General features: G+C 39.5%; 9 protein-coding genes and 1 pseudogene. 2 read left to right on the top strand and 8 right to left on the bottom strand.

Annotation, left to right across the window (positions count from 1 at the left end; all coding sequences use genetic code 11):
- From FTT85_RS03250 to FTT85_RS03280, 7 genes and pseudogenes are all read right to left on the bottom strand, one after another.
- Positions 1 to 155, bottom strand: a pseudogene (locus tag FTT85_RS03250) (IS5/IS1182 family transposase); the annotation flags it as partial.
- A gap of 234 nt (positions 156 to 389) precedes the next feature.
- Positions 390 to 3,266 carry a type I restriction endonuclease subunit R gene (locus tag FTT85_RS03255; RefSeq protein ID WP_180073548.1) on the bottom strand — a complete coding sequence of 959 codons (2,877 nt, stop codon included), beginning with the start codon at positions 3,264 to 3,266 and terminating at the stop codon, positions 390 to 392.
- Between the two features lie 93 nt (positions 3,267 to 3,359).
- Entirely contained in the window at positions 3,360 to 5,012 is a 1,653-nt protein-coding gene (locus FTT85_RS03260; protein ID WP_180073547.1) for an RNA-binding domain-containing protein, read from the bottom strand.
- Positions 5,013 to 5,021: 9 nt separating this feature from the next.
- Positions 5,022 to 6,284, bottom strand: coding sequence for a restriction endonuclease subunit S (locus FTT85_RS03265; RefSeq protein WP_180073546.1), 1,263 nt, complete (start codon positions 6,282 to 6,284; stop codon positions 5,022 to 5,024).
- Entirely contained in the window at positions 6,284 to 7,852 is a 1,569-nt protein-coding gene (locus tag FTT85_RS03270; protein WP_180073545.1) for a type I restriction-modification system subunit M, read from the bottom strand. The genes FTT85_RS03265 and FTT85_RS03270 overlap by 1 nt, the downstream gene beginning before the upstream one ends.
- A 317-nt stretch (positions 7,853 to 8,169) precedes the next feature.
- Positions 8,170 to 9,231, bottom strand: coding sequence for an HNH endonuclease (locus FTT85_RS03275; RefSeq protein WP_180073544.1), 1,062 nt, complete (start codon positions 9,229 to 9,231; stop codon positions 8,170 to 8,172).
- A gap of 2 nt (positions 9,232 to 9,233) precedes the next feature.
- A complete protein-coding gene (locus tag FTT85_RS03280; protein ID WP_004895771.1) occupies positions 9,234 to 9,824 on the bottom strand; it encodes a bifunctional 2-polyprenyl-6-hydroxyphenol methylase/3-demethylubiquinol 3-O-methyltransferase UbiG in 591 nt (196 codons plus the stop codon).
- Between the two features lie 151 nt (positions 9,825 to 9,975).
- On the opposite strand from FTT85_RS03280, the gene FTT85_RS03285 reads away from it, so the two are divergent.
- A complete protein-coding gene (locus tag FTT85_RS03285) occupies positions 9,976 to 10,305 on the top strand; it encodes a DUF4236 domain-containing protein (protein ID WP_180073543.1) in 330 nt (109 codons plus the stop codon).
- 100 nt (positions 10,306 to 10,405) lie between these two features.
- Positions 10,406 to 10,720: a hypothetical protein gene (locus tag FTT85_RS03290; protein WP_180073542.1), complete on the top strand. Its 315-nt coding sequence runs from the start codon at positions 10,406 to 10,408 to the stop codon at positions 10,718 to 10,720.
- Between the two features lie 69 nt (positions 10,721 to 10,789).
- Here the strand turns inward: FTT85_RS03290 and FTT85_RS03295 are convergent, their stop codons facing one another.
- Complete coding sequence (locus FTT85_RS03295) at positions 10,790 to 11,053, bottom strand: hypothetical protein (protein ID WP_168369839.1); 264 nt, start codon at positions 11,051 to 11,053, stop codon at positions 10,790 to 10,792.
- Positions 11,054 to 11,155: the final 102 nt, after the last annotated feature.

Here is an 11,155-nt window from a genome sequence, read left to right on the forward strand (position 1 = left end):
GAGTAGGTTTGATTTCGCCCTTGTTTGCCTTTTGATGGAGCATACCATTGCGTAGCAGGATCAAACCAAATGGCAATATTTCCGCGACTCATGAGTGCTCGGTTATATGCGGGCCAATTGGTTGTGCAATAGATTTTGTGTGTAGGCTTCTTCATTTGAAAATTATATCGCTGAAAAAGCCTTTACAGATAGGTTTGTGCAACAAAGCCGTTTGAAGGATAAAAAAAGAATAGGGATTCAGCCACAGGTTGAAACTTAATACGAGGTCAAAGGGGTCAATTTTAGAATGCCGTTGACACCGTTCTCTGCCACTGTCTTAGAAAGGGTGGAACAAATGCATACACCTAAAGAAGTAAAGCACCACTAAGGTGCTTTACTTCTTTGACAATTTAAAACCCCACATAAAACTTTTCAATCAGTTTCCGGGTCTTGGCCAGCAAATTGCTAAACACGTTCTCCCGCTCAAACAGCTTAACCTTATAGTTTGGTAAGTCCTTCAACTCTTCTTTACGTGGTAGGCGTTTGGTGAACTCATAATGCTCCAGAACCTGCTTCATCGCTTCTGGTTTCAGATTTTCTTCTTTACAAAGATGCTGATAGGCCTGTTCTTTTTCAGCATCCCAGAATGCAGCAAAAGCCGTTTGGACGCTCTGTCCATTGATCATCTTCGGCATGTTTTCTTCAATGAATTTTTGAATGAGGTCTTGCTTATCGTGCAAACTAATATCGCTACTGATTAAATCGTAAATTTGCGCTTGGTACTTCTGACGCTTGTCCTCTGAGTCCGTATCAACAACAAGCTGTAGTAGATTGATAATATAGCCAACATTAATGCGGTCACTGTGCAGTAAATCCAGCTGAAAATCGACATCATCCAATACCGATACTTTTTCTTTCTTGGTCGTCTTTCTAACGGCACGGCATAGGTCAGCATACTTAGAGGCGAAATTCGCAAAGTGCTGTTTATCCAGTTGTGTTTGGTCTTGATCGTACTCAATAAAAGTTTGTAATTGCGCGTTGTAGCGCATCACTTCACGGAAAGCTTTAATAAATTCCAGTTGCTGTTCTTCAGTAACAAGATCATCGACTGATTGGTAATTGGGCGTTAAGGCAAACAATTTGCTCACCGCTGCTTGGTAATCCTGTTCGATTTCCGCATAGCTTGGAACAAGGACGATCTTGGTGGTTTCTTTATTGGAAAATAGTGCCAGCGCTTCATCCGTTGCACGTTTTAGGTTGCGGAAACAGATGATATTGCCAAATGGTTTTTTATCGTTATAGACACGGTTGGTACGAGAGAATGCTTGAATCAAGCCATGATATTTTAGGTTTTTATCGACATACAAGGTATTTAGCGGCTTAGAGTCAAAGCCCGTGAGGAACATATTGACCACGATTAGAATATCAATCTGTCTGTTTTTTACGCGCTGTGCAATGTCGCGGTAGTACGCATAAAATTGATCACCAGAATTGTAGTTAGTTTTGAACTGTCGGTTGTAATTGGCAATGTAGCGATCTAGCTTATCCCGACTGGATGAGTTGACCTGAGTTGGAATATCTGCGGCTTCTTCATGAATCAAGCCAGTTAAGTCATCAGTCGGTACAGCCTCATTTGCCGCATACGAAAAGATGGTGGCAATGGTCAACGGTTTAAATATCCGACCTTGTGCTTCATCTTCAATTTGCTTTTCAGCCTGCACCTTTTCAAAGAGGTCGTAATATTGGGTCAGTGTTTCGACCGAACTGACACAGAACATTGCGGTAAATTCACGATTACGGGTTTTGGTATCGTGAATATTGACAATGTAGCGGGCAATCATTTCTAGGCGTTGTGGGTTGTCATACAGTTCTTTGGTATCGATGCCTTCTACGTCTTCCTCATAACTTTCATTCGTCGCCATGCCTTTGGCGGTGTATTTGCCACGATAATCAATCTGGAACTGCAAGACGTTACGGTCGCGGATCGCATCTACAATCACGTATTTATGCAAACACGCATTAAACAGGTAGTCTGTGGTGAGTTTTAAACCTGCTTTGCTTTGGCTATTCTTTTCAAAAATAGGCGTACCGGTAAAACCAAACATTTGTGCATTGCTGAAGAATTTTTTTATGTTCTGATGGGTCTCACCAAATTGACTGCGATGACATTCATCAAAAATAAAGACCACTTTTTTATTTTTAAGATAATCAATCGATTCTAAATATCGGTCAGTACTGATGGCTCGATTGAGTTTTTGGATGGTGGTCACAATCAGTTTGTCATGACGTTGATCGAGCTGTTTTACCAAGGTCGATGTGTTATCGGTGCTGTCGACGCTGTCGGCTTTAAAAGCATTAAATTCGCGTGAGGTTTGCGTATCGAGGTCGTTACGATCGACCACAAACAAGACCTTTTCAACATCGGGCATTTGCATGATGATCTGACTGGCTTTAAATGAGGTCAGGGTTTTGCCTGAACCTGTAGTGTGCCAGATATAGCCGTTCTGATCGGAGTTTTGCACATGCTCCACAATTTTCTGTACTGCATAAATCTGATAGGGACGCAGCACCATCAAGCTTTTGGTGGTTTCTAGCAGCACCATGTACTGAGTCAGCATTTGGGTCAGATGCTGCTGATTGAAAAAAGCTTCGGCAAAGTCGACAATTTCATTGATGTGTTTGTTATCGACATCCGCCCATGGAAAGGCAAACTCGATGCCTGTGGTGCCGTTGGAGTAATAACGGGTATTGGCACCATTACTAATCACAAACAACTGGATAAAGCCAAATAGCCCTTGCCCAGCCCAATACGCTTCACGAATATAGCGTTGGGTTTGATTAAAGGCTTCGGCGATTTCCATACCGCGCTTTTTCAGCTCGATCTGTACCAAAGGCAAACCATTGACCAGTAAAGTCACATCAAAACGGCTGGTTCTGCCATTATAGTCGCGGTGGTCAATGGTGATCTGGTTGGTGACCTGATAGATGTTCTTGCTTGGATCATCCGACAGAAAAAAGATGTGCTTGCTAGTTCCATCGTCAAATTTGACTGGAAACAGATCACGCAGATTCTTGGCCCGTTCAAATACCGTGCCGGTATTCAGAAAACTAATGACCTGCTTCCACTCTGTATCAGATAGTGGCGCTAGTCCATTGGCACGTTCAATCTGGGTTTTGAGGTTAGACAGTAGTTGACTCTCATCCTTGATGGTCACCGCAGCATATCCCAATTGCTTGAGCTGGCTAATCAGTTCATTTTCAAGTTGGTATTCGCTTTGGAATGTCATTTTATTCCTTTGAATTAATTTAATACTTAACAATTACTTATGTATAAAAATAACTAAACTTAGCTATTTTAGCTAAGTTTAGTTATTTTTTAGTTATTTCTTAGCTATTTTCCATGTTTTTCCTTCAGTTTTAATTAAGCCGTTACGTCTCATTTTCTGCATTAAATTTCTGATTCTATTTATTTTTTTAGGTTCATCTAAAACCTGAGGAAGTTTATCTAACAATAACTTTTCTAATTCTGAGCGTTTTGCTTGTCCAAATTTTTTTAAATATTCCAAAATCAAGCCTTCATAATGCTGATCATCTAACCCACGCATATCCAAATATTCAGCTTGTTGATCCGTATGCTGTGCAACATCTGCCGAAATACAATAATTTGGTTTTCTCCCCTCAATAAGCCCTTTTTTACGAAGGTCGTAGGCATCTTCATCATTAATTAAATGATTCTTCTGTACTTGATCAAGGGCAATAATATTGTCTAAAGATAATTCAGGAAGTTCGGCAAGTTTCCTTGCGTAATCTATATTTAAAACTTTACCTGTAATTTTGACCTGTACGCGATTATTTGCGAAATCATAATCAGGCATAGGGAAAAACTTTTCTCGTTGTTTGATGAACATTCTGCGGATACCACTGCCGATGGTATCAATTAGATTTAATTGCATCATGGCATTGACCAAGAAGGTATTACGGTACTGCTGTTCAGGTGTATCGTTTAAGATTACGTTTTCAATAGATTTGGGTAAAAAACTACCGTAGTTTTGAAAAGTTAAAGTTGAATCTTCTTTTTCTACAATCGTAATTCGCCCACGCATACGATAATCTTGATGGGCAATCGCATTACTTAATGCTTCTCGAATAATATAAGGATCATATTGGTCGACTTCTTCGGGGAAAAGCGTCCCATCCATCAAATACCGATATTTTAGGTTACGAATTTTCTGATAGACCTCATCTACAGCTAACAATAATGGCGTGTAAAAGTGTTGATAGTCTTTTTCTACACCGTCAGCACTTTTTAAAATCCACGTTATTTGTGCTACCGCAGGATTAATAAAATGTGCTGATTCAGGCAAGCCGAGCAATACGATAGCGGTATGTGTAATTTTCCCTTTAATTGTGACTCTGGCTTTGTTTAAAAAGGTGAGGTCATCCCAAGTTGGGACATCTTCAGCTAATCGTGGGTTTTTCCGAATGAATAACTGTCTAGCTGTAGCAATGGCGATCGGGTCTAAATCTTCAAGTGTCGCATCTTGGCAAATCTCTGCACTCCAATCCGAAGACATGCTTTGCCAAATTTGCTTTTCTTTTTCAGGATAGTCTTTGAGTTTCTTGGTATAACTCCCAATACGAATATAGGCTTCATGCAAAAAACTCACAGGTGCATAGCTAGTTGCTGGAATCTCAAATACAACAAGATGCTTACCATCAATGTCGAGTTCATGAATTTTAAAGTCAATGCGTGGGTTTAAGCGTGTCAGTAACCAAAACTCTAAATCCTCATTGCCTTTGGCTTTTTGTTTTTTGGGATTAAAATGAGTACCAACAATACTGTGATCATGGTCTTTCACTCCAAAAATCAAATAACCGTACCGCTTGTTGCGTATGCATGCACCGTTGGATAGGGCAGAAATACGCTCTCCAATTTCTTCGGCACTATGGTAGTTTTCTTTAAACTCTAACCATTCTTGCTCACTGGGTTCTTGGAGCAATTGCAATACAAGATTTTGAAAGTAATCGGTCATCTTTTCCCCCTACACAAACATCTGCTGCAACAAGCCTTTTTTCCACTGTTTGGCTTGTTCAATTTGCTGTGCCACGACTTCAATTTTTTGGTCAATTGCAGATAAGAAATTAGCGATTTTGGTTTGTTCATCTAGGCAAGGTTTAGCTATGTGAAATTTTCTAATATTTGTCATTGACAGAGCTGGCTGGGAACTCGTTGCAATAAATTTCTCGATTTCATTACGCCTAAAACTTGTTTCATTAAAATATTGCAATAAATATACAGGATTCAATAACTCTTTATTAGCTCGTATCCGAGCAACATTAGGAGCTAAATAAAATTTTTCATTTTCTTGGATTAATGCGACATCACCAATCGTTCCTACATATGTGAATATTAGATCATCAATATATAATTTACTTCGACCTAACATTTTCAAATCACTATCATCAATATACTTTACATCTGATAAATCTAATTTATTATTTTTAACATTAAGACCACGTAAAGCAATTAAATTACCTGAGTCTTTATAAACAATATGTTTGGTAAACTCATAGCCTGCTAATTTGGTCACATCAGTAGCTGTACCTAGTTCAATAAAATCCCACTCCCCAAATTCACTCCCATCATCCGCTTTAAAACGAATCTGCTGACTAAACAGCTTTTGCATCATGCCTTGTTTATATTGGCTGAGCAGTTCATGTTTTTGGGTGAGTTGGCTAATCTTTTCATCCACTGCGGAAAGAAAAGAAGCAATTTTGGTTTGTTCAAGTAACGACGGAGTATAAAGCTCAGTAGAAAAGTAATCTTGATTTCTAATATGCACTTGGGTACTGCCAACCATGATAGATTGCATATGTAGTCTAAATTTAGAAGTATTTGAGAACTGGATTAAAAAATCTCTATTAAGATCATTTTTTATTCTGAATCCATAAACACCTTGAGCTAAAATATATTTTTTATTACTTTCATATTTAACGATATAACCAATACTTGGACCACTAGGCACAAGATCTCGTAGAGTTGTAATTAAATATTCACTATCTACAATATAATTTTGATTTGAATTAAAAAATTCAAGAGTGCAAAAAGTTGGAACAACTTTATCCAATTGAAGTAATCCACCAGAAGATATAGCTTTTTTAGGAATAACTTCGCAATCTGAATATTCTACAAAATCTGCTGGTGTTAGAGATGCACCACCTTTGTAATTTAATACAAAATTACCAATAGTATTTTTGTTCCAGTCCCCATCAAACTCTTTAAATCTTAACTTTGGCGCAGCCATTACTTCACCTCCGCAAACGGTGAAACAATGCCTAGCTCTTTACAAAAATCTGCAATGATGGCATCGGTCTTTTGGCTCTCAACTTCCAAAGCTTGAAGCTGTTTTGCAATCGCATCTAAATCAATCTCGGCTTCCGCTTCAAAGGTATCTACATAACGCGGAATATTCAGGTTGTAATCGTTATCTTTGACTTCTTGCAAGGTCGCCACATGCGCATACTTTTCAATATTTTCACGCTGTTCAAATGCCGCAACAATCTTATCCAAATGCTCAGGCAATAACTTGTTTTGATTCTTCTGCTTTTCAAACTCATTGCTGGCATCAATAAACAAAATATTGCCGCTATGCTCACGGTTTTTCTTCAACACCAAAATACAGGTCGGAATTGAAGTACCATAGAAAATATTGGCGGGTAGACCAATAATGGCATCCACCACGTTCATCTGCTCAATCAAATACTGACGAATCACGCCCTCACTCGAACCACGGAACAATACGCCATGCGGTAACACCACCGCCATAGTGCCATTGTCATCCAGTTGATACAGCATGTGCTGTACAAAAGCCATATCGGCTTTGGAACTTGGCGCCAATTTGCCATACGCGGCAAAGCGTTCATCTTGTAAAAATAACGGATCGGCAGACCATTTTGCAGAAAATGGCGGATTCGCCACCACCGCATCAAACTTTTTATCTAAATGCTGCGGACGGGTTAAAGTATTTTCCTGCTTGATGTCGAACTTGGCAAAATGCACATCATGCAGAATCATGTTCATGCGTGCCAAGTTGTAGGTAGTACGGTTCATTTCCTGACCGTAAATCATATCGACATCTTTAACTTCACGTTTTACCCGTAGTAACAACGAACCCGAACCACAAGTCGGATCATAGACTGAACGTAAACGGTCTTTGCCTTGGGTGACAATCTTCGCCAGTAAAGTCGATACGGTTTGCGGTGTATAAAATTCCCCCGCTTTTTTGCCCGCGCCTGAGGCAAACTCACCAATCAGGTACTCGTAAGCATCACCCAGTACATCGGCTTCAGTATTACTAATATCAAAATCAATATCATCTAAATGACTCAGGACTTTCGCCACCAGTGCATTACGGTCACTGGCATTATTGCCAAGCTTGGTCGAGTTTAGATCCAAATCTTCAAACAGGTTGGCAAAGTCATCGGCAGAGTCGGTGCCTAAAGTGCTTTGTTCAATCGATTTTAAGGTTGCAGTTAAATCATCCAAAATGAATTCGCCCTGACGACCACGCTCGGCTAAGGTATGGAATAGTTGTTTTGGTGTGAGCGCATAACCGACTTCGGCAATGGCATTCTTTTTAATTTCTTCGATGTACGGCACATGCTCAGGATTATTTTCATCTAATTCTAAAAAGCTGAGGTCTTCGCCATCGAGCAATTCATTGGCAAATTTCACCGACTTTTCTGATAAATATTTAAAGAAAATAAAACCCAGAATGTAATCACGGAATTCATCGGCGCCCATGGTGCCGCGCAAAGTATTGGCAATATTCCAAAGTTGTTTTTGTAATTGTTGCAGTTGCACCTGGGTCATTGTTATAGAAGTCCAATTAAGTGAATCATTAATCAAATGATTTTACCTAAAATTCTAAATCATGTAGCAGTAAAAAGATGGAAAAGGACATAAATTTCCGTGCTCAAGCCAAGTGATCTGTCAATTCAATCTCCAAACAGGTGAATATTCTAAATTTTGTAGCAGCATATTGTGAGAATGAAGGCCTCCAGTTAAAAGTCTGTAAGGGCTGAAAGCTCTAATTCAGCTGTCTATAGAATACTATCTTGCTGAATATTCAATTTGTTCTTGAAAATATTGGTCTTGGGATAACAGAATCTCTGCAAAGAATAACGGTCTCAAAAGACACCAGATATAGGATGAGCCAATATCTGTTTATCTTTGCCCCCCAACCAAACTAAATACTCATGCTCAATCGCCTGCTGATAGGCCCAGTCTGCAACCCGATGTGAACGCTGCAGATCAGTCAAAAAACCGAGTTGCGAAATCTCCCGACTAATCGCCTGATCATGCAGATGATTACGTTCCATCCATTGCTCCAAGAATTGCCCGGATGCCAAATAATTGCTTTTCTGTGAATTACATTTGTCGTCCGCCAGAACAAAGTTATGCCCGGTATCGGCAGGATATAGAGACCAAGGAATAAAATGATCCACAGCATATTTTGAGTTTTTCAGGCTTTTGCCACAGTAAAAACACTGGCATTGCTGTAAGTCGATTAAGAAGTCCGCGACCTGCCCCAATTGATTACGACTTGGAGCAAACATGAATTCATCTAGGTCAGGCAAGCCATCAAGTACAACTAGGTTCTGCTTGTTCAGTCGGACAAAATCAATCCAGCGCTTCTGGCACAGCTCTTCAATAATTTCACTGAATTGTCTTAAGCAATACATCACCTTGGGCAACAGCTTAAGTGACTGTTTGCAATCCTGCAGATGATAGAGAAACTCTACGGTTTGACCATTCAGATTCTGCAAATACACCACCGGCATTTGCTTGACGGTCGCTGCAACCACTTTTCTGAGCTGATTCCAGTGAAACTGGTCTTTTCTTAACGCAGCCAGCGTTTTGAATTGTTGCTGTGCATTCTGAATTTCACTGATGATCTTTGCCTGCTTACCAGTGCTTTGATGAATAGTAAAAGGCTCATACTGGTTAAACTGAAACGGCAGTGACTGTTTCCAGTACAGGTCAATAAACTTTTCAGCAATATCTTGATATTCCAAATGCAAGGCAGCACCAGTATCTTGACCCTGTTCAATCGCCAGACGCGTGATACTTATCAGCAAAGCAAACTTATATGTCGAAGTAAAAGTCCCTGACTGCAATATCTGCTGAATATGCTTCAAAAATTTCAGCTGTTCTTGAGGTGTTGGTATTTCAGCTGTACTAAACAACATGGCTAAGCCTGCATTTTTCTAATCAGGATATTTAACCACTCTTCTGTACGGTCTGGACGTTTATCTACTGTAATCCATTGCTGTAAAAGTAAAGCCTGGTCGATTTGTTTGAGTAAGTCATGAGCTTGCTGCTCATTTAGATCAGTAAAGCTACGCCCCTCTTTCTCACGATCTGTATTTCCATATTTAAAAGACATATAACACACACCATTTGGCTTTAATGCTTTAAATATGCGCGCCAGCACTTCAGTCAGGCGATCTCTTTCACAGTGTAAAAGAGAAGCACAGGCCCAAATCCCATCATACTTAGCTACTTCATTCAGCTCATAAAAACTTTGCTGACGTACCTCGATGCCTGTCAGCTCTCTCGCCTTTTCAACCAGCTCGGTAGAATAATCAATTGCCTCAACTTGATAGCCTTTTTTCTTAAATGCCAAAGTATCCCGCCCCGAGCCACAGCCCAAATCCAGGATCAATGCCTGTTCCGGCAAATATCTTAGAAATGGTGCATAAAGACTTTCCATTTCAACCTGATAGGTATTTTCAAAAAATGCTTGAGCATGTTGATTGTAATAATTTGATGTTTGATTCATTGTCTAAAAGCCAATATCTTATGTTAAAGAACATACTGATATTTCACTAGATAAGTCAAATGATCAGTCCTATGAATGAATCAAACTCTTATTTCACTGTATCCGGACAACTGAGATAGAAACCAAACTGGTTCTTGTAAATGGAAAAAATATGGGCTTCAGATTTCGTAAGAGTATTAAAATATTACCTGGATTAAAAATCAATCTGACGCATAAAGGCATCAGCAGTGCAAGCATTGGCAAACCTGGTGCTTCTTTAAATATTGGCAAAAAAGGCACCCGAACCAGCGTTGGTATTCCAGGCACAGGCTTATCTTATTCAAAGCATCGACCTTATACGAACAGAGCTGGCAACCAAAAAAATCCTGCTCAGGAACAACAATCTGTCTATACATCAGATACCGAGCAACCCAAATCGAATGTCTGGATTTGGGTATTTTTTGGATTATTTTGTTTTATTGTCGGGGCTATTATTTTTTAGAATTAGCTGCGCTTTGTACCCATAATATTCATTCCGCTAGGCAAAATTTCATTCATTCATTACTATGGACGGATGTTAAATACAATAAAGGCTGCCGCTGATGTCTGATAATGACAGTACTCTGGATTATGATGAAAATGATTTAATCGACTCTCCCTTATCTCATGTTTTACAAGAGGATAATGAGCAAATTAAAATTCTAATTTATCGATTACCTGATAGTGACTGGACACTGGAAGTGGTGAGCCAAAGTGGTACTTCTACCGTATGGGATGAAACGTTCCTGTCAGATCAGGAAGCTCTATCTGTCGCTTTAGATGCAATTAAAGCCGCAGGCGGTATTCAAGCCTTTTCTGAACTCAGTGACATCGAAGCAAAGAGCAATATTTTTCCTGAATCCCTTACTCGCCATTAAAAATGAAGTTGCTGGCTTGAATCTGAGTCAGTATTTTCTGGATTCTTAGAACCTGTCACGATGATAGGTTCACTTCAACCCAAACCCATCTAGGGTCGAAGGGTCAAAATTTTCATCAAACATAAACTCATCTGCTCGCTCTTTTTTTAATGTCGCCAAGGCATAAAAAAAACATTTCTCACATAACTGCAACTCATATCTTTCCCCGTCATGCCTGGAGCCATAGCCCCAATGTGCCGATAAAGTTCCAAACTCCAATTTCGTTGATTGGTTGCATACATCACATAAAACATCGGTAACGACTTCTACCTGTTTCAGTTGTTTAATTTCCATATACGGCTCCCGGTATCAATCAAGTTAAATTTGTCCCCTGCTTAGAAAAAACTTATTTATTTTTGATTTAAATCACACTTTTACAAACAACAAATAACTATA

It is taken from the genome of Acinetobacter sp. YH01020, from assembly GCF_013420275.1.
Lineage (GTDB): Bacteria > Pseudomonadota > Gammaproteobacteria > Pseudomonadales > Moraxellaceae > Acinetobacter > Acinetobacter amyesii.